This is a genomic window from Pseudophaeobacter leonis, from assembly GCF_002087335.1.
Classification (GTDB): domain Bacteria; phylum Pseudomonadota; class Alphaproteobacteria; order Rhodobacterales; family Rhodobacteraceae; genus Pseudophaeobacter; species Pseudophaeobacter leonis.
Map to the genome: position 1 here is coordinate 1 of NZ_MWVJ01000096.1, position 20,141 is coordinate 20,141.

14 protein-coding genes, 1 tRNA gene and 5 pseudogenes are annotated in these 20,141 nt (G+C 58.7%); 9 read left to right on the plus strand and 11 right to left on the minus strand.

Features of this window, described 5'->3' with window-relative positions:
- Positions 1–183, plus strand: a pseudogene (locus B4968_RS26410) (hypothetical protein); the annotation flags it as partial.
- Between the two features lie 166 nt (positions 184–349).
- On the opposite strand, the gene B4968_RS18190 reads toward B4968_RS26410, so the two are convergent.
- From B4968_RS18190 to B4968_RS18200, 3 genes are all read right to left on the minus strand, one after another.
- Positions 350–425 (minus strand) — tRNA-Val (locus B4968_RS18190).
- A 57-nt stretch (positions 426–482) separates the two neighbouring features.
- Complete coding sequence (locus B4968_RS18195; RefSeq protein WP_241525836.1) at positions 483–821, minus strand: HU family DNA-binding protein; 339 nt, start codon at positions 819–821, stop codon at positions 483–485.
- A gap of 167 nt (positions 822–988) precedes the next feature.
- A complete protein-coding gene (locus tag B4968_RS18200; protein WP_083100782.1) occupies positions 989–1,444 on the minus strand; it encodes an Lrp/AsnC family transcriptional regulator in 456 nt (151 codons plus the stop codon).
- Positions 1,445–1,575: 131 nt separating this feature from the next.
- Between B4968_RS18200 and B4968_RS18205 the strand changes: the two are divergent.
- A pseudogene (locus B4968_RS18205) lies at positions 1,576–2,629 on the plus strand (Leu/Phe/Val dehydrogenase).
- Positions 2,630–2,792: 163 nt separating this feature from the next.
- Here B4968_RS18205 and lon read toward each other — a convergent pair.
- Together lon and tgt are read right to left on the minus strand one after the other, a co-directional pair.
- On the minus strand, positions 2,793–5,204 hold the full coding sequence (gene lon, locus B4968_RS18210; protein ID WP_083100783.1) for an endopeptidase La: 2,412 nt from the start codon (positions 5,202–5,204) through the stop codon (positions 2,793–2,795).
- Between the two features lie 403 nt (positions 5,205–5,607).
- Positions 5,608–6,738 (minus strand): tRNA guanosine(34) transglycosylase Tgt, encoded by a 1,131-nt coding sequence (tgt, locus tag B4968_RS18215; RefSeq protein ID WP_083100784.1) that lies wholly within the window; start codon positions 6,736–6,738, stop codon positions 5,608–5,610.
- 182 nt (positions 6,739–6,920) lie between these two features.
- Between tgt and B4968_RS18220 the strand changes: the two genes are divergently transcribed.
- From B4968_RS18220 to tpiA, 6 genes and pseudogenes are all read left to right on the plus strand, one after another.
- Entirely contained in the window at positions 6,921–7,811 is an 891-nt protein-coding gene (locus tag B4968_RS18220) for an SPFH domain-containing protein (RefSeq protein ID WP_083100785.1), read from the plus strand.
- On the plus strand, positions 7,811–8,101 hold the full coding sequence (locus B4968_RS18225; protein ID WP_083100786.1) for an NfeD family protein: 291 nt from the start codon (positions 7,811–7,813) through the stop codon (positions 8,099–8,101). The genes B4968_RS18220 and B4968_RS18225 overlap by 1 nt, the downstream gene beginning before the upstream one ends.
- 216 nt (positions 8,102–8,317) lie before the next feature.
- On the plus strand, positions 8,318–8,680 hold the full coding sequence (locus B4968_RS18230; RefSeq protein ID WP_083100787.1) for an SUF system Fe-S cluster assembly protein: 363 nt from the start codon (positions 8,318–8,320) through the stop codon (positions 8,678–8,680).
- 152 nt (positions 8,681–8,832) lie between these two features.
- Positions 8,833–10,046, plus strand: a pseudogene (locus B4968_RS18235) (glycerophosphodiester phosphodiesterase family protein).
- Positions 10,047–10,180: 134 nt separating this feature from the next.
- Positions 10,181–10,540, plus strand: coding sequence for a HesB/IscA family protein (locus tag B4968_RS18240; RefSeq protein ID WP_083100788.1), 360 nt, complete (start codon positions 10,181–10,183; stop codon positions 10,538–10,540).
- Between the two features lie 147 nt (positions 10,541–10,687).
- Positions 10,688–11,461, plus strand: a complete 774-nt coding sequence (gene tpiA / locus B4968_RS18245; protein WP_083100807.1) for a triose-phosphate isomerase — start codon at positions 10,688–10,690, stop codon at positions 11,459–11,461.
- A gap of 139 nt (positions 11,462–11,600) precedes the next feature.
- Here tpiA and B4968_RS18250 read toward each other — a convergent pair whose 3' ends face one another.
- The 5 genes and pseudogenes from B4968_RS18250 to B4968_RS18270 form a co-directional block, all read right to left on the minus strand.
- The gene (locus B4968_RS18250; RefSeq protein WP_083100789.1) at positions 11,601–13,019 is read right to left on the minus strand and encodes a TRAP transporter large permease; all 1,419 of its coding nucleotides are present in this window, start codon (positions 13,017–13,019) and stop codon (positions 11,601–11,603) included.
- Between the two features lie 12 nt (positions 13,020–13,031).
- Positions 13,032–13,700: a TRAP transporter small permease gene (locus tag B4968_RS18255; RefSeq protein ID WP_083100808.1), complete on the minus strand. Its 669-nt coding sequence runs from the start codon at positions 13,698–13,700 to the stop codon at positions 13,032–13,034.
- A 146-nt stretch (positions 13,701–13,846) separates the two neighbouring features.
- Positions 13,847–14,848: a DctP family TRAP transporter solute-binding subunit gene (locus B4968_RS18260; RefSeq protein WP_083100790.1), complete on the minus strand. Its 1,002-nt coding sequence runs from the start codon at positions 14,846–14,848 to the stop codon at positions 13,847–13,849.
- Positions 14,849–15,136: 288 nt separating this feature from the next.
- Positions 15,137–16,371 (minus strand): annotated as a pseudogene (locus B4968_RS18265) (sigma-54-dependent transcriptional regulator).
- Positions 16,368–18,313: pseudogene (locus tag B4968_RS18270) on the minus strand (ATP-binding protein). Before B4968_RS18270 ends, B4968_RS18265 begins: the two co-directional pseudogenes overlap by 4 nt.
- A gap of 16 nt (positions 18,314–18,329) precedes the next feature.
- On the opposite strand from B4968_RS18270, the gene B4968_RS18275 reads away from it, so the two are divergent.
- Positions 18,330–19,517, plus strand: a complete 1,188-nt coding sequence (locus B4968_RS18275; RefSeq protein WP_083100809.1) for a cytochrome P450 — start codon at positions 18,330–18,332, stop codon at positions 19,515–19,517.
- Between the two features lie 148 nt (positions 19,518–19,665).
- Here the strand turns inward: B4968_RS18275 and B4968_RS18280 are convergent, their stop codons facing one another.
- Positions 19,666–20,133, minus strand: coding sequence for an Lrp/AsnC family transcriptional regulator (locus tag B4968_RS18280; RefSeq protein WP_083100791.1), 468 nt, complete (start codon positions 20,131–20,133; stop codon positions 19,666–19,668).
- Positions 20,134–20,141: the final 8 nt, after the last annotated feature.

Genomic DNA, 20,141 nt, shown 5'->3' on the forward strand with positions numbered 1-20,141 from the left:
CCATCCCGAACGGGCCAGTAAATGGCTCACATCTTTACTGGAACGAAAACCAGCACGCGTCGCAACAGTCGCAATCCTTGCCTGGCAGGGCATTAAAAATGCCCGAGAGGGGCCAACAAAACCGCTCGGATCGTCTGGGCCGTTCTGACCCGTAACCAACCTTACAACCGGCACTCCGCATAAGAGGAACAGAAACATCGAGTTAGCAAGACCCGCGAGATGATGGTGCATAAGTCTGCCGCCAAGGTTCAGACATTCTCAACTCCGTCATGGCAACACCCTGTGGCAACACTAAGGGCGGCGTATGGCCCTGACACCAATGTCTCTTTTCAATATCAACAGGTTGGAATGGTGGGTGATGAGATGCTCGAACTCCCGACATCTTCGGTGTAAACGAAGCGCTCTACCAACTGAGCTAATCACCCGACACGCTGGGATTTAGCCAAAGACCGGGTCGGGCGCAAGAGGGGCACAGAAGAAATTTACTCTGCCGCGTCAGTTTCTTGCCGCGCGGCATTTCCCACATGGGGCTGGCGTAATCTGCACATATGCACAGTGCCGTTCGTCTTGGCTACGCTACGGTTAAGATGCAACTTCCCAAAGGGCCTGAGGTTGAGATCCCGCCCCGAAGCAACCGCTTCTCCGAGGATCGCCAAAAGCGCTTCGACAACGGGCTTGGCCTCCTTTTTCTGAATGCCCGACCGTAAAACAGCCTCATCAATCAGCTCTTTCTTATTCAACGCAGGCGCTTTGCTCTCGGGCTCTTGTGCGGCATCCAATGCGATCGGCGGAGAGACGGTTTTATCTGAAGGGGCTGACACGAGAGATCCTTTCGTGATCCGTTGATTGCATGCTGCGTCGGGCTGAAGGCAGAGCGCCAGCCTTGTTTGCTAAAAAATACTAACCTGTGGCTTTGTCCAAATGTCGCCTTTGGCTAAGGAGAAAGCAAAGCCAAACGGTGCAGACCCTCTGTTTGTTGATTTTAAAATCAGAATTGCGGCAAAGAATTGCGCGCGATCATTGTGCGCAGGGTAAAACTGGAACGCGTGTTGCGAATGCCGGGAACCCGCATCAGGCGCGCCTCCAGAAAGCGGTCGAAATCAGTGAGATCCTGCGCCACGACCCGCAGCACAATATCGCGGCTTCCGGTCATCAGATAGCATTCCATCACTTCTTCAAACTTGCTCACCGCGCGTTCAAAGGCCTGCAACGCATCTGTCGACTGATGTTCAAGCTCCACCGCGACAAAAATCGTCACCGGCAAGCCCAGTTTTGCCTGATCCACCCGCGCAGAGTAGCCCGTGATCACCCCGGCATCCTCCAGCATTGCAACCCGGCGCGCGCAGGGGGTTGGCGAAAGACCAACCCGCTCTGACAACTCAGCCATTTTGATCCGCCCCTCGGTTTGCAAAATGGCGACAATCTTGCGATCTATTGCATCCATAGGGGTACCCTCCAACTGATCCCTCCAAAATAGTGAAAAGCTCCACAAAAGAAAGGCCATCCCCGATATTTTGGTGAAAATCTGCTTTACCACTTCGCTAGATTGGCGCTCAGTGCCTTAGGAGCCGTAAAATGAACATCACAGCCGTCGCATCCAAAACTCATGAAGAAATTTACCGCGTAGAAGACGCAGGCCTTGGGCTGGTCGGCTTTATCGCGCTGCATTCGACCCAGCTGGGGCCTGCGGCAGGTGGGCTGCGGATGCGCCCCTACATCAGCGAAGACGAGGCGCTGGTGGATGTGACGCGGCTCAGCGAGGGGATGACCTATAAAAACGCGGCTGCAGGCCTTGCGCTTGGGGGGCGGTAAGGCGGTGATCATCGGCGAGCCTGCCACCGACAAGAGCCCTGCCCTGCTGCGCGCCTTTGCCCGTGCCATTCACAGCCTTGAAGGGCGCTATTATACCGCCGAAGACATGGGCATGAGCCCGGCTGACATGGCCATTTTGGCCGAAGAGACCCCCTATGTTGCAGGCCTTGCAGAGGGAGAGTTTGCCAGTGGTGACCCCTCACCGATCACCGCCCAGGGCATTTTCAATGCAATCCAAACCGCCAAGGCACACAAGACGGGCAGCAGAGACCTCAGCACTGTCACGGTCTCGGTGCAGGGGCTCGGTCATGTGGGCTGGTGTCTCTGCGCATTGCTGACACAGGCCGGCGCGACCCTGGTGGTCACAGATGTGAACCCTGCACAGCTGCAAAAGGCTATCACGGTATTTGGCGCCACAGCAGTCTCGCCAGATGAGATCTACGGCGTCGCGGCTGATATTTTTGCTCCCTGCGCCATTGGCGGCATCCTCAATGCCAGGACCATCCCACAGCTGAAGGTGTCCATCGTCGCGGGCGGCGCCAATAACCAGCTGGCCACAGCAGAAGATGGCGCAGCCTTGCACAAAGCGGGGATCCTGTATGCGCCCGATTTCGTCGCCAACGGCGGCGGCATCATCAATGTCGCGACCGAAATCGAACAAATTGCAAACCGCACCGCTTATGTGGCAGAAAAGCTGGCAGCGCTGGATCGCAGCATGGAATTGATCCTCAATCAGGCCAAATTTGAGGATCAAAGCCCCGATGCAGTGGCTGTCTCAACAGTGCTGGCAAAAATGGCAAGGCAAACTGCCGCCTAAACCAGCGAGTTCTCAAACGAGAACCCGGATCAAGCGGGCCAGAACGGTCAGGACGGAAAGAGTGCACTATAGAAAAGGGGGCGGCCCATATGAGCCGCCCCCTTTTGTTTACGTATTTTACTGCACGACGCAGGGGCTCCTTTTTGGGAGGCCTCCAGGCATTTTAGTGAGTAGGAGCACCAGAGCTGCGCGCCTGGCTTTCAAGCGCGGCCTTGGCGGCTGCAGCTTCTTCTGCGGCCTCATCCCACTCAATCGCATCGGGCTGGCGCACGAGCGCAAGCTTCAGCACTTCCGACACGTGGCTCACGGGGATGATTGTCAGCCCTTCCTTCACATTGTCAGGAATTTCCGGCAGATCCTTTGCGTTTTCCTCGGGGATCAAAACCGTCTTGATCCCACCGCGCAGAGCCGCCAGCAGCTTTTCTTTCAGGCCACCAATCGCCAGCGCATTACCCCGCAGCGTGACTTCGCCGGTCATGGCGATGTCCTTGCGGACAGGGATCTGCGTCAACACCGACACAATCGACGTCACCATCGCCAGACCAGCCGAGGGGCCGTCCTTGGGCGTGGCGCCTTCGGGCACATGGACGTGGATATCCAGCTTGTCGAACTTTGTGGGCTTCACCCCGATTTGGGGGGAAATCGATCGCACATAGCTCGATGCCGCCTCGATGGACTCCTTCATCACATCGCCCAGCTTGCCGGTGGTCTTCATCCGACCCTTACCCGGCAGGCGCAGCGCCTCAATGGACAAAAGCTCACCGCCGACCGAGGTATAGGCAAGCCCGGTCACAACACCGACCTGATCCTCTTGTTCTGCCAAACCATAGCGGTATTTAGCAACACCAAGGAACTCATCGAGATTGTCGGACGTCACCGAAACGGTTTTGGCTTCCTTCTTGACGATCTTGGTCAGCGATTTACGCGCCACTTTGGCGATTTCACGCTCCAGATTCCGCACGCCCGCCTCGCGGGTGTAGAGCCGAATGATATCATTCAGCGCATCGTCGCCCAGTTCAAACTCCTTGGCTTTCAAGCCGTGGTTTTTCACCTGCTTGGAAATCAGGTGCTGCTTGGCGATCTCGCGTTTTTCGTCCTCGGTGTAGCCCGAGAGCGGAATGATTTCCATCCGGTCCAGCAGCGGACCTGGCATGTTGTAGCTGTTCGAGGTGGTCAGGAACATCACATTGGAGAGATCATATTCGACCTCCATATAGTGATCCACAAAGGTGGAGTTCTGTTCCGGATCAAGCACTTCCAGCATGGCCGAGGCCGGGTCACCCCGGAAATCCTGCCCCATCTTGTCGATCTCGTCGAGCAGGATCAGCGGATTTGTCGTCTTGGCCTTTTTCAGCGCCTGGATGATCTTGCCGGGCATCGAGCCGATATAGGTCCGGCGGTGACCACGGATCTCGCTCTCGTCGCGCACACCGCCCAGCGAGATGCGACTAAATTCGCGGCCCGTGGCCTTGGCGACGGATTTACCAAGCGAGGTTTTACCCACACCGGGAGGGCCAACCAGACACAGGATCGGGCCTTTCAGCTTGGCTGAGCGCTGCTGTACCGCAAGGTATTCAACGATGCGTTCCTTGACCTTCTCGAGGCCATAGTGGTCGGCATCGAGAATTTCCTCGGCCTTGCCCAGATCCTTTTTCACGCGCGACTTTACGCCCCACGGAATCGCCGGGATCCAGTCGAGATAGTTGCGCACAACGGTGGCCTCGGCCGACATTGGCGACATGTTCTTGAGCTTTTTCAGCTCGGCATCCGCCTTTTCACGGGCTTCTTTCGACAGTTTGATAGCGGCGATTTTTTCTTCCAGTTCGGCGATTTCGCCAGCCCCTTCTTCGCCATCGCCCAGCTCCTTCTGAATGGCCTTCATCTGCTCATGCAGATAGTATTCGCGCTGGGTCTTCTCCATCTGCGATTTCACCCGGGTCTTGATCTTTTTCTCGACCTGCAGCACGGACATCTCCCCCTCCATCAGCCCGTAGACCTTCTCCAGCCGCTCGCTGACCGACAGCGTCTCCAGCAGTTCCTGCTTGCGGTCGACCTCAATGCCAAGGTGGCCAGCAACAAGATCCGCCAGTTTGGCAGGCTCTGTGGTTTCACCAACCGCCGAAAGCGCTTCTTCGGGGATGTTTTTGCGCACTTTGGCATAGCGCTCGAACTCCTCGCCCACGGTGCGCACCAGGGCCTCGATGGTGGTCGCATCACCGGGGATCTCGCTGAGATACTCGGCGCTGGCCTCAAAATAGCTGTCGTTTTCAAGAAACTTGGTGATCTTGACCCGCGCGTGTCCCTCGACAAGCACCTTTACGGTGCCATCGGGCAGCTTCAGCAGCTGCAACACATTCGCCAGAACGCCTGTGGGATAGATCCCATCGGTCTGCGGTTCGTCCTCAGCAGGATCAATCTGGCTGGACAGCAGGATCTGCTTGTCATCAGCCATCACCTCTTCGAGGGCGCGCACAGATTTTTCCCGGCCAACAAACAGCGGCACGATCATATGCGGGAAGACCACAATATCGCGCAGCGGTAGTACAGGATAGGAAGAATTAAGCGGCTCTTTCATACTCGGTCCTTTACTTGGCAAGAGGGCCCGGTCCCGATGTTCGGCAACCTGTGGCTCTCTCCTCTTTGGAAATCATTATCTGGTGCAGCGGTTAACATTTTTCAACCGCCGTGCCTGAAAGTTGGGGGACACATTGCCCGCAGCACCTCCGAACCACAAGAGCGCTTTTGGCAAAAGAAGCGCAAAACGCCAAACGCACCACAGCGGACATTTTGCCCCTCTCTCAAGGCCTATATGGCTGCCTCGCGACCTTACCCCCTTGATTTATGGCCCGTTTGAGCTGGCAACGCATCCTGACAACGAGAAAGACTGCAGCCCGCGCTGGCGCAGATCGGTCTGCGCCAGCGCAAATCCACTAAAATGAGACCTAAATCATCTGGCGAACAAGGGCGTGCCGCGCGCTCTAAAGCGGCGCGATATCGCCCTCGGCCCGCATCGCGTGGAAACTCAACTGCCAGCTGTTAAAACTGCCAGCCGCAATCGCGTCGCGCATACCCGCCATAATATCCTGAAAATAGTGCAGGTTGTGCCAGGTGAGCAGCATGCCGGAAATCATCTCGTTCGAGCGAAACACATGGTGCAGATAGGCGCGACTGTATTTCGAGCAGGCCGGGCAGCTGCAGGCCTCGTCCAGTGGGCGTGGATCATCAGCGTGGCGGGCATTCTTGATATTGACCACCCCGTGGCGGGGAAAGGCCTGCCCGGTCCGCCCTGACCTTGAGGGCAGCACGCAGTCCATCATGTCGATGCCACGGGCAACGGCGCCGACGATGTCATCCGGTTTGCCAACCCCCATCAGATAGCGCGGCTTATCCTCTGGAAGCATGTCCGGCGCATAGTCCAGACAGTCAAACATCGCCTGCTGCCCTTCGCCCACCGCAAGGCCGCCAACGGCATAGCCATCAAATCCGATGTTTTTCAGCGCCTCGGCGCTCTCTTCGCGCAGGTCCTGCTCCAGCCCGCCCTGCATAATGCCAAACAGCGCGTGGCCAGGCCGGTCGCCAAAGGCTTCTTTCGAGCGATCCGCCCAGCGCATCGACAGGCGCATGCTCTCGGCAATACGGTCACGGGTGGCAGGCAAGGCGGGGCATTCGTCGAAACACATCACAATGTCAGAGCCCAGAAGCTTTTGGATCTCCATCGAACGTTCCGGCGTCAGCTCATGTTTGGAGCCGTCAATATGGCTTTTGAAGGTGACGCCCTGCTCGGTCAGTTTGCGCAAACCCGCCAGCGACATCACCTGAAAGCCGCCGGAGTCGGTCAGGATGGGGCGCTCCCAGTTCATAAACTTGTGCAAGCCCCCCAAACGGTCGATCCGCTCCGCCGTGGGGCGCAGCATAAGGTGATAGGTATTGCCCAGCAGGACGTCCGCGCCGGTCTCGCGCACGCTTTCGGGCATCATCGCTTTTACCGTGGCAGCCGTGCCGACCGGCATAAAGGCCGGGGTGCGGATATCGCCGCGCGGGGTCGAGATGACCCCGGTGCGGGCCTTGCCATCGCGGGCTTTCAGATCAAAGGTGATTTTGGGCGCCATTTTTTCTATCCTTTGCCTGCAGAACCCGGCGCGTTTGCCTGATCCCAACCACTTTGACAAGTCTCAAGCCATCTTGTCAGCCCCCAACAGTCGCCCCATACAGGAAACAGCCCGAGATCTTGACGACAGGGTTTCTGGATCACACATGTATGCCATAGTACACTTGAATTTTGGAGCCCCCGATGAATGAAGATTTCCTCATTGCACTGATTTCACAAAACGCCCTCTACCTGCTTGGCGCGATTTTCCTGATCCTGATCGTTGTCAAAGGCGTCCACATTGTGCCGCAGTCCGAAAAATTTGTGATTGAACGCTTTGGCCGCCTGCACGCGGTGCTGGGGCCTGGCATGAACTTTATCGTCCCCCTGCTGGACGTGGTGGCACACCGCATTTCAATTCTTGAGCGTCAGCTGCCCAGTGCCAGCCAAGACGCCATCACCAAAGACAACGTGCTGGTGCAGATCGACACCTCGGTCTTTTACCGCATCACCGAGCCGGAAAAGACGGTCTACCGGATCCGCGATGTCGACGCTGCCATCGCCACCACCGTGGCAGGGATCGTGCGCGCCGAGATCGGCAAAATGGACCTTGATGAAGTGCAGTCCAACCGCACCCAGCTGATTGGCCAGATCCAGTCTAGTGTTGAGGACGCCGTGGATGACTGGGGCATTCAGGTGACCCGGGCCGAGATTCTGGACGTGAACCTTGATCAGGCCACCCGCGACGCCATGCTGCAGCAGCTCAATGCAGAACGCGCCCGGCGCGCCCAGGTGACAGAGGCCGAAGGCACCAAACGCGCCGTTGAACTGGCCGCCGAGGGTGAGCTTTATGCCGCGGAACAAATCGCCAAGGCCCGCCGCATTCAGGCCGATGCCGAGGCCTATGCCACCGGTGTGGTTGCCAAGGCGATCAAGGAAAACGGCATTGAAGCCGCCCAGTATCAGGTCGCCCTGAAACAGGTCGACGCGCTCAATGCCTTGGGCAATGGCGAGGGCAAACAGACCATTATCCTGCCGGCCCACGCGGTTGAGGCCTTTGGCGATGCCTTCAAACTGCTGAAAGGTGGCAAGTAATGGAGCAGGTTGCTGCCTATTGGGAGCTGTGGTGGGTTTGGTGCGCTGCCGCACTGATCCTCGCCATCCTTGAGGTCCTGGCCCCCGGCTTTGTCTTTCTGGGCTTTGCGTTTGGCGCTTTGGCCTGCGGCATCTTGTTGGCCCTGCTTGGGAGCGGCACTTTGGGCCTGCCTGTGCTGGTCTTCCTGTTTGCCGCTCTCTCGCTGATCTGCTGGCTTTTGATGCGGCGCTTTTTTGCCCTGCCCACAGGCCAGGTGAAGACCTTCGAGACAGATATCAACGACGACTAAACCTGCAGCAAAGCGCGGCAGATCAAAGCCAGGCCCATCGTCGGGTTTAGATCTCCTCTACATCCGGGTGCCCGCAAGCCCCGGACGTGGTAACAGGGGTAACGACTGTTTCGAGCCATCCTGCAATGGGGAGATTGCATTCTGTCGCCTGAGATGGCTGGACCTTACCCTGCGCGTTCCCTATATAAACAGTCGGATTAATAGTCAGGGATCGACATGAACAACGCTTCCGAACCGCTTGAAGGCACGCCCCTCATTGCTCCCTCTTCAGTTTCGCACCCGCTCTATGAGCAGGTCGCAGATGCTTGCAAATCGGTCTACGACCCTGAAATTCCAGTTAATATTTATGAGTTGGGCCTGATCTACACCATCGATATCAACGAGGCCAACGAGGTTAAAATCATCATGACCCTCACGGCGCCCGGCTGCCCCGTTGCAGGTGAGATGCCCGGCTGGATTGTCGATGCCGTCTCGCCGGTTGCCGGTGTCAAAGATGTCGATGTGGAAATCACCTGGGAGCCACCTTGGGGGATGGAAATGATGTCTGACGAGGCGCGTCTTGAGCTGGGGTTCATGTAGGGCGCCCTGGCGCCGACCCTCCTCCCACCCTCCTCCCAGAGATCATAAAAGCTTCATTAAATCGTGGCAAAGGGTTTACCTTTTGCCGCGATTTTTCGTTTGCAAATCAACTTATTCGGAGCATTCCATTGCGCACCGCCCTTTCCCTTTCGCTGCCCCTTATTTCGGCACTCACCCTTGGATCTGCGGCGCTGGCCCAAGATGCCAGCCTCTCTGAGGACGGCCTCAGCTACGGGCCACGCCCCGCCTATCTGATTTCAAAACTGCCCGAGGGTGCCCTGAAATCAAAACTGCAGTCCTGCGCCGCACAAAAGCCAAGCCGTAGCACCTTCTCCATTGGCCACCGTGGCGCGCCGCTGATGTTCCCTGAACATACGGTGCAGTCCAACGTGGCCGCAGCACAGATGGGTGCTGGCATTCTGGAATGCGACGTCACCTTTACCAAGGATCTGGAACTGATCTGCCGCCACGCCCAGAACGATCTGCACACCACCACCAATATCCTGACCTCCGATCTGGCCGAGACCTGCATCACGCCCTTCACTGCCGCCTCGGGTGATACACCCGCCTCGGCTGAATGCCGCAGCTCGGACATCACGCTGGCGCAGTTCCGTACCCTTGAGCGCCCAAAATGGACAGCTTTGACAAGACAGCACTGACAGCAGCTGCCTCGCAGGGCGGCAACCCCGGCTGGCGCAGCACGCAATATACCGATGGGGCCACCGCCATGACCCATGCGGAATCCATCGCCCTGTTCAAATCACTGGGGGCAAAATTCACCCCCGAGCTAAAATCCCCTGCGGTTGAGATGCCCTTTAACGGCTTTAGCCTGCACGACTATGCCCAGAAGATGATCGACGAGTACAAAGCCGCCGGCATTCCTGCCGCCGATGTCTGGGCCCAGAGCTTTGACCTTGAGGTGGTGAAATACTGGATCGAGCATGAACCAGAGTTCGGCAAGCAAGCCGTCTATCTGGATGGGCGCTACAGCGGTGATGCCGCCTTGAACCCGATGGATCCTGCCAGCTTTTCGCCTACGATGCAGGAATTGGCCGACATGGGCGTCAACTACATCGCGCCGCCAATGTGGTTCCTGGTCACCATGGAAGATGGCAAAATGGTCCCCTCGGCCTATGCCACTGCGGCCAAGGCAGCCGGCCTCAAGCTGATCACCTGGACACTGGAACGCTCTGGCCCGCTGACCGATGGTGGCGGCTGGTATTTCAACTCGGTAAAGCCCGCTGTGCACAACGCCTCGAGCTATTATGAGATCCTGGATGTGCTGGCACAGGACGTTGAGATCGAAGGCATGTTCTCGGACTGGCCCGCGACAGTGACCTACTATGCCAACTGCATGGGGCTTTAATCCCCTTTAACCCCTTCCCGATAAGGTTTTTGGCGGGCCACATTTCCCTTGTGGCCCGTTTTGCGTTGCACTGCCTCTTGAGCCTGAGCCCCAGCGGGCCTAGATAGGGTGTAACGCGCGCATTGGAGACAGGTATGTTCGGCATTCCCGGCAAACAGGCAGTGACAATCACACCGAAGGCTGCGGCCCAGATCACCAAGCTGATGACCAGCGGTGGTCACGCAGGTCTGCGCATTGGCGTCAAAAAGGGCGGCTGTGCCGGTATGGAATATACCATGGAATATGTCGACGACCCGGACAAGAACGACGAGGTGGTCGAACAGGACGGTGCACGGGTGCTGATCGCTCCCATGGCGCAGATGTTTTTGTTTGGCACCGAAATCGACTATGAGACCTCGCTGCTGGAAAGCGGCTTTAAGTTCAACAACCCCAATGTGTCAGACGCCTGCGGCTGTGGCGAATCCATCAGTTTCAAGGAAATGCCCGCCCCTTGAGCCAACACATCCCGCAGCACCATCAGTGAGGCGGGCCTGACCGTAAGGCGGATCTGGCAGTAAGCCGGGCCCGCCTTTTTCTTTGCCTGATTGCCCCAAACCTGCGCCGGTGATACCACAAGCGCAGGTTTGAATTGGGAGCAGCAGATGCGGCAGAAACTGGCAGCGGGCAATTGGAAGATGAACGGCACGGGTGCAGCCCTGGCAGAGCTCACGGCTTTGGCAGAGGCCTTTCCGGCGCAGGCGACTGCAGCGGGCAAATCCTGCGCACAGATCCTGATCTGCCCCCCCGCAACGCTGTTGTCCCGCGCCGCAGATAGCATAAAAGGCAGCGCCGTCACCCTTGGTGGCCAGGATTGCCACGCGGTACCTTCGGGCGCCCATACCGGCGACACCTCAGCCGAGATGCTGCAAGATAGCGGCGCCAGCGCCGTCATTCTGGGCCATTCAGAGCGCCGCGCGGATCACAGCGAGACCAGCGAAAGCGTTGCAGCCAAAGCAAAAGCCGCCTGGGCTGCGGATCTGGTTGCGGTCATTTGCCTGGGCGAAACCCTGGCCGAACGCGAGACCGACGACACCCTAAAGGTGGTTGGGGCACAGCTCGCCGCTTCTGTTCCTGCCGCCGCCACCGGCGCCAATACCGTCATCGCCTATGAGCCGGTCTGGGCCATCGGCACCGGCAAGGTGCCAACGCTGGCGCAGATCGCCGACGTGCATGATTTCCTGCGCGCAGAGCTCACCGCGCGATTTGGCGCCGAGATGGCCCAGGCCACCCGGCTGCTCTATGGCGGCTCGGTCAAGGCAAGCAACGCAGCCGAGATCTTTGCCACGTCGAATGTGGACGGCGCCCTTGTTGGCGGCGCCAGCCTCAAGGCGGCGGATTTCGAACCAATCGTTGCAGCGCTCAATGCCAGCACCTGATTGCTAGACCACGGCCCTGCCCGTCGACGCCCTGCGCGACAATACCCTGCGCGACAATACCCTGCTCTACAAAAAACGCCCCAGACACACGTCCGGGGCGTTCTTTTTTTCACAGGTTTCGTTTTAGACAAAGCTTTCGCTAGTTGGTTATGATCTCAGGCCCCATCAGCGCGTTCGGGATCATCGTGCTGAGCCATGGAATATAGGTCACCATGATCAGGAAGACGAAGAGCACTGCCAGGAAGGGCAAAGCCGCCCGCACCACGGCCATCATCGGCATTCCCGCCACGCCCGAGGTCACAAAGAGGTTGAGCCCCACCGGCGGCGTGATCATGCCAATCTCCATATTGACCACCATGATGATGCCCAGATGGATCGGGTCAATGCCCAGCTCAATTGCAATCGGAAACACCAGCGGCGCGACGATTACCAACAGGCCCGAGGGCTCCATGAACTGACCACCGATCAGCAGGATCACATTGACCACCACCAGGAACATCACCGGACCAAAGCCCGCAGAGAGCATCGCATTGGCGATATGCTGTGGCACCTGCTCATCCGTCAGCACATGTTTCAGGATCAGCGCATTGGCGATCACGAACATCAGCGTTACCGTCAGCTTACCCGCATCAAACAGCGCCTTTTTGGTATCCGCATGCACCCAGACAGATAGCAAGGCCTGCGGTGCCTGCAGCACAGAGCGGCGCGGCCGCGTCTCGCTTTCGGCCAGCGGCCCCATGTCACGATAGACAAAGGTCGCGACAAAGAAGGCATAGACAGAGGCGACAGCGGCCGCCTCAGTCGGGGTAAAGATCGCCGCTTCTTTATAGAGCCCCAGCTCGGCAGAGTACCACGGGTAGCCATAGATACCGACCATGATGATCACGATCACGAACAGCCCCCAAAAGGCGTCACGGAAGGAGGAGAACACCTCGCCCCAGCCCGCCCAGTTTCCTTTGGGCATGTTCTTGATCCGGGCAATCACATAGATCGTCACCATTAGCATGACACCCGCCAACAGACCCGGAATGATACCCGCCAGGAACATGCGCCCAACCGAGACGTCAACCGAGGCGGCATAGACCACCATGACAATCGACGGCGGGATCAGGATGCCTAGGGTGCCTGCGTTACAGATCACGCCTGCGGCAAACTCTTTGGTATATCCAGCCTGACGCATGGCCGCGATCACGATAGAGCCAATGGCCACCACGGTTGCAGGGGACGACCCAGACAGCGCCGCAAACATCATGCAGGCAAAAACGCCCGCGATGGCCAGACCACCCTGAAAATGGCCGACACAGGCGATGGAAAAGCGAATGATCCGCTGCGCCACGCCCCCCGTCGACATAAACGTCGAGGCCAAGATAAAGAACGGGATGGCCAGCAGGGTAAAGTGCCCCTCAAAGGCCTCAAACAGGGTGCCGGCAACAGAGGCCAGCGAGCTGTCAGAATAAATCAGCAAAAACAGGGTTGAGCTCAACCCCAGCGACACCGCGATGGGCACGCCGATCAGCATCAGGCCAACAACCATGGCAAAAAGCAGAATGACTTCCATCAGTTTTCTCCCTCAGTCGCACGGGCCCCGGGCCTCGTCCAACTCGTCTTCGACCTCATGGCTGGCAACCAGCCGGTCGGCCTCACCGCGCAGCACCTGTACCGTGGCCTGAGCGAACCGGTAAACCAACAGCAGCATCGACAGGGGCAGCACCAGATAGGGCACCACTTTTGGCAGCTTTTCGTAGGATTCACCGTAGTTTATCAGATCTTCAAGAAAGCGCAGCGCACCAAGCATGGGCACATCCTGCACCTCGTAAAAGCTTTGCGAGCGCGCCTTGAGGTCAAAGCCCGTCGGGAACCAACGGCCCGAGGTTGGCGGCAGATCCGCAAAGACCGCCCAGTAGTCATAAGCGCCTGTGAGCAACAACAAGGAAAACGCCAGACAGCACAGCGCGGCAATCAGAGCCACCACCTTGCGCGGACCAGGTGCAAGGATATTGACGATGGCATCGACACCCAGATGCGCATGGGCCTTCACCGCGTAGGCAGCCCCCAAAAGCACCAGCCAGGCAAAGAGGAATACCGTGAGTTCAAGCGCCCACAGTATATTGGAATTAAATATAAAACGCGCGATCACGTTGGCGAAGGTAATCACTGTCATCAGGCCCAAAAGCAGGGCGATCAGCGTCTCTTCAAGCGTGTTTATAAACCCGGACGGGCCGGTTTTTGCCCCCGACATGATAGTCACCCCGATGATGTTGAAAAGGAAAAATGTCAGGCGGCGGATCCCCACGCCGCCTGAAAAACCAGGGCGCCATCAGTTGATAACTGGCGCCCCGGTTGCGGCCTGCCTTTGGCTGGCCGGCTTTAGCTCTGGTTACTGGTTCAGAAACCGGCGTTGATCGCCTGTGCCGCGTCGATCTTGTCCTGACCGACGTCGCCCGAGAACTGCTCCCAAACTGGCATCATGGTATCAACCCAGGCCTGACGCTGTGTCGCGTCAAGGCTGCGGACAACACCGCCAGCGGCAATGATTGCCTCTTTGGCCGCCTGGTTCACTTCGGTGGACTTGGCGTTGCGGGCCTCGGTGACTTCGCCGAGAATGGTTAGGAACTGGTCCCGCACGGCAGGCTCAAGGCTTTCCAGCCAATCCACATTGGCCACCACAAGATAGTCGATGATGCCGTGGTTGGTTTCGGTGACACCGTCCTGCACTTCAAAGAACTTCTTGCCGTAGATGTTGGACCAGGTGTTTTCCTGACCATCCACAACGCTCTGCAGCAGGGCGCCGTAGACTTCTGAGAAGGCCATCTTCTGCGGGCTGCCACCGATGGCTTCCATCTGGGCTACAAGAACATCCGACGACTGAACCCGGAACTTCAGACCATTGGCGTCTGTTGGCGCAACAAGCGCTTTGTTCGCCGACATCTGCTTCATGCCATTGTGCCAATAGGCCAGGCCCTGAAGGCCGCGGCGCTGCATCGAGTCCAGCAATGCCTGACCATCGTCAGAGGCTTGAAAGGCATCCACCGCGTCGATGTTTTTGAACATGAAGGGCAGATCAAACAGGCGGAACTGTTTGGTGAATTTCTCAAATTTCGACAGCGAAGGTGCCGCCAGCTGCACATCGCCCTGCAACATGGCTTCGAGAACCTTGTTGTCATTGTACAGTGTCGAGTTCGGATAAACCTCAAGGCACATTGTGCCGTTCATCTCGTCATTGATCCGCTGTTCCAGCAGTGAGGCCGCAATCCCTTTTGGGTGCTTGTCAGTGTTGGTTACATGGCTGAATTTGACGACAATTTCGCCCTCATCACAGGCTGCCTGTGCAGCGCCAGCAGTTACGGTCAGTGCCATCGCAGTGGCAGCAGCAGTCACGAACTTCATATCAGTCCTCCCAAAATCTCTCCGTTTCCCCCACCAGCGGCAGGAGCCTCGCGCATAGAATTGCGAGTTGCGCCCTCTTGCTCAAGAATTGTTTCAAATGCGCTGAAATTTGTGGCGTTCTCAATATTTTCCAATTGGTTACTTGAAAAAACTGCAGGCACCTACACCGATACCCTTCGGTTTTGTGCGAAATCCCGCACAGGGTTTTGAAACCTTGTGCGGAAATCCGCACAGCTCAGCCGAAAACCCCGTATCGCATGGAATCGCTGTTCTCCTCGCCACAGGGGGTCACGAGCGCCGGTAGTCCTCCGGGCGAATGCCGTAGCGCGCCAATTTGTCGTAAAAGGTCTTGCGCGGCAGCTTTAACGCCTCTGCCGCCGCCGCCGCCCGGCCGTTTTGCCTCCCCAACGCGGCAATCAGCAGCGACCGCTCCACCTGCGCCATCTGCTCTGCCAGTCCCAGATCACCAGCGGCACTGACCTCATCCGGCATCCCCAGAACAAAGCGCATGGCAGCCGACATCAGCGATCGCGCATTCCCCGGCCAATCCTGCGCCATCAGCCCCGCCAGATGCTCCTGACTGATCTCGGGGGCGTCAATGCCGGCCTGCTCGGCGGCCTGTGCCACATAGTGGCGGAACAAGATCGGGATATCACCGGGACGTTCAGACAACGACGGGATGCGCACCCGCATACCTTCCAGCCGGTAATAGAGACCGGCCCCAAAACGGCCCGCCGCCACCAGCGCCGTCAGATCCGCAGTACTGCCTGCAATCAGCCGCGGCCCTCCGCCCTGCTCCAGCCACTCCAACACCGCGTATTGCAGCGCTTCCGAGAGCCCCGAGATCTCGTCCAGAAACAATGAGCCCCCTGCCGCCTGCTGACACAGATCCGCAAAATCAGCGGCGCTGAGCCCGGCAGAGGCAGATTTCACAAAAGGGGCCTGGGCGCGCGGCGACATCAGATGGATCACTTCTGCCACCTTGGGGATGCCGCTGCCTGCCGAGGTCCTGCCACCAGAACCTCGGCCATGGTGGCAGCCACAGCCCGCACCCGCGCCCGCAGCTCGTGCGATTGCTCTGAGGTGCCAAACAACAGACGGGCCGCCGGGTCGCCCTCTTCCAGCTGCGGTTTAAAGTCGCGATTTTCCAGCACCAGATGCCGCGTCTTCAGGGCCCGTTCCAGTGCCGCCAGCAGATCGGCCGTCACACAGGGCTTTTCCAGAAAACCAAAGGCGCCCTGTGACATCGCCCTGACGGCCATCGGAATGTCGCCCTCACCGGTCCGCAGGATCACCGGCAGATCTTCGTCCGTGCCGCGCACATAGTCCAGCAGGTGAAACCCGTCCCGCCCCGGCATGCGAATATCCGACAGGATCACCCCATCAAACTCTGCGGTAATCAGATCCTTGGCCGCCACAAAGGAGCCCGCCGTGACCGGTTCCAGATCGTTCAGCTCCAGGGTCTGCGCCAAAGCCTCTCTCAGGGCCGCATCATCGTCAACGACCAGAACCTTGCGTGTCATGTCGCAGCCTCCTTGTGCCACCGGTCCAGCTCAACCGTAAAAACCGCGCCCTGTTCCGCGTTCATGCCCCGGATATTGCCCCCAAAGCTTTGCAACAGGCCATAGGAAATCGACAGTCCCAGCCCCATGCCCTCGGAGCTGCTGACCACCTTGGTCGAGTAAAACGGCTCAAACATCTTTTCCGGTTCTTTTTATGCCAGGGCCGATATCCTTGACCGCCACCGACAGCCGCGCGCCCGCCTCCAGCGTGATGGTGATAGAGCGGTCTGGCTGGCCCAGCATCGCATCGGCTGCATTGTTGATCAGATTGACAAAGACCTGGGTCAAACGGACTTCGCCGCCCCAGGCATAGATTGGGTCGTCACTCTCTGGTGGCTTCCAGATCAGCGTCACGGCGTCGGCCGCAAGCCGTGAGCCCGTCAGCTCGACCGCCGTGGTGATCACCTGCACAAGGTCCACCCGGGCCATCGGCTCGCTCTCATTGCGCGAAAAGGCCCGCAGGTTTTTGATGATCCGCGCCATACGCGCCGACATGCTGGCAATCCGGGTCAGGTTTTCGCCGACCCGCTCTGCCTGACCGCGTTGCAAAAACGCCTCACCGTTTTCGGCATATTGCTGAATGGCCATCAACGGCTGGTTCAGCTCGTGACTGATCCCCGCTGACATCTGGCCCAGCGCCGAGATTTTCCCCGCCTGCACCAGCTCTTCCTGTGCCTTTTTCAGGGCCGCCTCAGCCTCTTCGCGCTCATTCACTTCGCGGCGCAACTGGCTGTTGGTGGACTGCAGGGCCCGGGTACGTGTCGCAACCCGGCTTTCCAGGACCGCATTCGCCGCGGCTAGGGTGCGACGGCGTTCCATTGCCAAAAACAGCAAGGTGCCAAAGGCCAGACAGAGGGCGGCCAGTGCCGCGGCCTGCAAGGATGCAAGACGGCGGGCGGGAGCCACATCCACCAGGATTTGCCCCTGCAGCCCAATCACTGGCAGGTCCACCGTCAGATGCAGCGCCCGCCGTGGCAAATAGGGGCTCCACGACAGCTCCCAGATCTCGTGCTCTGCCGCAAAAGACACCCGATAGCTTAGTTGTGTCTCTCCCCGCAGCGCGATGGCCGTCTCGTCAACAGCAGGACGCCAGAACAACAGCTCAGGCCGGTTTGAGATAAAGACCTCTCCCTGTGCATCTGTGAAGACCCCCGCAGGCAAGGAACCCCGCCAGGTCTGCTCCACGTCTTCAACATCTGCGACGATCACCAGCGCACCCAGGATTTCCGTTTGCGCATCTGTCTGTAGATCGCCCTGAACATCCGCCACTACATCGGCCTGAACATCGGCCTGAACATCGGCCTGTGCAGGCCGTCTGAACATCAACCGGGATATCGGCCTCTACATCAACCTGTACATCTATCTGCGATGAGAAGTTTGGCGCCGCATAGAAATAGGCCCGCCGCCCGTTTCCCGCCAGCACGCCAGAGCCGGTGCCTAGCGCGCCTTGCATCGCCCGGCGAAAATAGTCTTGCCCGGAAACATCTGATGCCGTCACCCCCTCGGCTGCGGCCAGGACTTGCCCCAGGAAATCGGCAAAAAAAAGGTCGAGGGCCGCCTTTTTATCCGCAACGACACGTAACAGGCGCTGTGCCAAAGCGCGGTCTTTCGGGGTTTGCAGTTGCGCAAGAGCGGGGTGACCCGCCAGCAGCACCGCCATTTCCTGATAGATCTGCAGCTGCGTGCTGACCCGGTCGGACGCCAGGGCTAGATCCGCAACACTGCGCTCCGCCAGCGAATCCAGAGCCTGTCGATAGCCATAGATCCACGTGGCACCGCCTATCCCAATGACCGCCAGGGCGAACCCCAGCAACAAAGCCCATCTTTGCAATTTGTACCGGCTCTCTGTTGACCCCTCGTCTTTTGTCAGTCTAGCAAGACTGGGCTTGCAAAGACCAGTCATGAAGGCCCCCCCCCGCATGAAGACAGTGATCCAATCCCCGACTGATGCCTCTTTTGTGCAGAACCCCTACCCGTTTTATGCCGAGGGGCGCGCGCAGGCCGGTCTGAACTATTGGCAGGACTACGGCATGCCGGCGGCCTTTCGCCGTGCTGCGGGGCATGCGATTTTACGCGACCGCCGGTTTGGCCGCGAAATCCCACCCGAGCTCGCAAGCGACGCACCTCCGCATCTCGCGCCTTTTCTGGCAGTGGAAGCGCATTCCATGCTGGAGGCTGAGCCGCCGCGTCACACCCGATTGCGCAAGCTGGTGATGCGCGCCTTCACCTCGCGCGAGGTCAAAGCGCAGGAAGCCGAGCTGATCGCGCTGTGTCACAGCTTGATAGACGACTTCCCCGAGGCGCCCTTTGATCTGCTAGAGGCCTATTGCACCCAGGTCCCGGTGATCACCATCTGTCGCCTGCTGGGGGTGCCCAGGGAGATGGCGCCGCAACTGCTGCGCTGGTCGCACGACATGGTCGCAATCTACCAAGCAAGCAAAACCTATGACACCGAACTGGCCGCTGCCCGGGCGGCGCAGGATTTTAGCGCCTTCCTGGTCGGCTATGTGCAACAGCGCCGCTCTGAGCCACGCGACGATCTCATCACCCGCCTGATTGCCGCCGAAGAACAGGGCGACCGCCTCAGCACGGATGAGCTGATCGGCACCTGTATTTTGCTGCTCAATGCCGGCCATGAGGCCACGGTGCACGCGCTGGGGAATGGCGTGAAAACCCTGCTGCAACAGGGCTGGGATCCGGCCTGGCTGGCGCCCGGGGGTATCGACGCTCTGGTGGAAGAGATCCTGCGGTTTGACCCGCCACTGCATATGTTCACCCGCTACGCCTATGAGGAGGCAGAAGTGATGGGGCATACCTTCAGGCGTGGCGATCAGGTGGCCCTTTTGCTGGCTTCAGCCAACCGCGATCCGGCAGCAGAAGACGACCCCGACCTGTTTGACCCGACCCGCCCCATGCGCACCAACACCTCGTTTGGCGGCGGGCTGCATTTTTGCGTTGGTGCCTCGCTGGCCCGGCTCGAAATGCAGATCGCGCTTCCCATCCTGTTTGAGCGCTGCCCCGACCTGAAACTGGTGGCTGAACCACAGTTCAGTAACAGCTACCACTTCCACGGCCTGACAAAACTGCTGGTCCAGCACGGCACATAACGCCGGTTGCCAAAATCACATGGCCGCCAACGGGGCAGTTCCCTGTTTCAGACATCACGGCTCTCAGGTGTCGCCGTTTCTGTTCTGCGTCACCTTGCCCGAAACTGAATAAGAGCGCGCGGTAGCGCTCCGCATGGCTACGCCCGGATCACGCATTCAACGGCAGCATGGTGGTGGACTTGATCTCCTCCATCGACAACAACGCCGTGACATTGTGCACCCGCACTTCGGAAATCAGCGCCTGATAGAATTTGTCATAGGCCCGGGCGTTTTGCACCGGCACCTTCAGGATATAGTCGATATCGCCCGCGAGACGATGCGCCTCCTGTACCTCGGGGCGATCTTTCAGCGCCTTCAGGAAGGCCTGCTGCCAGTCGGCCTCATGCTCGGAGGTGCGGATCAGCACAAAGAAGCAGGCCTCAAACCCCAGGGCCTCAGCATCCAGTACCACGGTCTGCTGGCCGATGACGCCTGCCTCGCGCAATTTACGGATCCGATTCCACACCGGCGTCTTGGAACTGCCCACCTGACGGGCAATTTCATCCAGGGATTGCCCGGCATCGCGCTGCAGCTCTGCCAGAATTTTCCGGTCCGTCGCATCGATCCGCACTGTCATTCTCTTTT

Excerpts from the sequence above, each read along its gene's own strand:
- tgt (WP_083100784.1), bottom strand. The coding sequence starts at position 6,738 with ATGGCGCCCAAAATCACCTTTGATCTGAAAGCCCGCGATGGCAAGGCC.
- B4968_RS18200 (WP_083100782.1), bottom strand. The coding sequence starts at position 1,444 with ATGGATGCAATAGATCGCAAGATTGTCGCCATTTTGCAAACCGAGGGG.
- B4968_RS18255 (WP_083100808.1), bottom strand. The coding sequence starts at position 13,700 with ATGTCGGGGGCAAAAACCGGCCCGTCCGGGTTTATAAACACGCTTGAA.
- B4968_RS18250 (WP_083100789.1), bottom strand. The coding sequence starts at position 13,019 with ATGGAAGTCATTCTGCTTTTTGCCATGGTTGTTGGCCTGATGCTGATC.
- B4968_RS18280 (WP_083100791.1), bottom strand. The coding sequence starts at position 20,133 with ATGACAGTGCGGATCGATGCGACGGACCGGAAAATTCTGGCAGAGCTG.
- B4968_RS18225 (WP_083100786.1), top strand. The coding sequence starts at position 7,811 with ATGGAGCAGGTTGCTGCCTATTGGGAGCTGTGGTGGGTTTGGTGCGCT.
- tpiA (WP_083100807.1), top strand. The coding sequence starts at position 10,688 with ATGCGGCAGAAACTGGCAGCGGGCAATTGGAAGATGAACGGCACGGGT.
- lon (WP_083100783.1), bottom strand. The coding sequence starts at position 5,204 with ATGAAAGAGCCGCTTAATTCTTCCTATCCTGTACTACCGCTGCGCGAT.
- B4968_RS18275 (WP_083100809.1), top strand. The coding sequence starts at position 18,330 with ATGAAGACAGTGATCCAATCCCCGACTGATGCCTCTTTTGTGCAGAAC.
- B4968_RS18240 (WP_083100788.1), top strand. The coding sequence starts at position 10,181 with ATGTTCGGCATTCCCGGCAAACAGGCAGTGACAATCACACCGAAGGCT.
- B4968_RS18220 (WP_083100785.1), top strand. The coding sequence starts at position 6,921 with ATGAATGAAGATTTCCTCATTGCACTGATTTCACAAAACGCCCTCTAC.
- B4968_RS18260 (WP_083100790.1), bottom strand. The coding sequence starts at position 14,848 with ATGAAGTTCGTGACTGCTGCTGCCACTGCGATGGCACTGACCGTAACT.
- B4968_RS18230 (WP_083100787.1), top strand. The coding sequence starts at position 8,318 with ATGAACAACGCTTCCGAACCGCTTGAAGGCACGCCCCTCATTGCTCCC.